General features: G+C 73.8%; 1 protein-coding gene. It reads left to right on the top strand.

The features are described from left to right. The coding region (locus tag L942_RS43505; protein WP_081655397.1) for a DNA-binding protein at positions 1-427 on the top strand (427 nt) is incomplete at its 5' end. Positions 428-488: the final 61 nt, after the last annotated feature.

Here is a 488-nt window from a genome sequence, read left to right on the forward strand (position 1 = left end):
AGCCGTGCGAGTGAAGAAGACGAACGTTCCGGCGTTCCGCGCGGGCACCACGTTCAAGGACGTGATTTCCGGTTCGAAGAAGCTGCCGAAGGCCACGGCGGCGAAGCGGGCCACCGGCACCACCGCGCGCGCCACGACCACTCGCGCCGCCTCGACGACCACGCGCAGCACCCGTGCCACCGCGGCGAAGCCCGCCGCCACGCGCACCCGCGCCACCGCGGCCAAGGCCCCCGCCAAGGCCACCGCGGCCAAGACGACGACGCGCGCGACGGCCGCGAAGTCGACCACCACCCGCGCCAAGGCGGCCCCGAAGGCCACCACCACGCGGGCGAAGACCGCCGCCAAGACCACCACGGCGGCGAAGAAGACCACGGCCGCGGCCAAGAAGGCCCCGGCGAAGCGCACCTCGGCGGCCAGGAAGAAGTAAGCAGCCCCGGTATTTGCTTCGCGGCAGGGCCCCGACCTCGGGTGAGGTCGGGGCCCTGCCG

The organism is Amycolatopsis orientalis DSM 43388, from assembly GCF_000411975.1.
Classification (GTDB): Bacteria; Actinomycetota; Actinomycetes; order Mycobacteriales; family Pseudonocardiaceae; genus Amycolatopsis; species Amycolatopsis orientalis_D.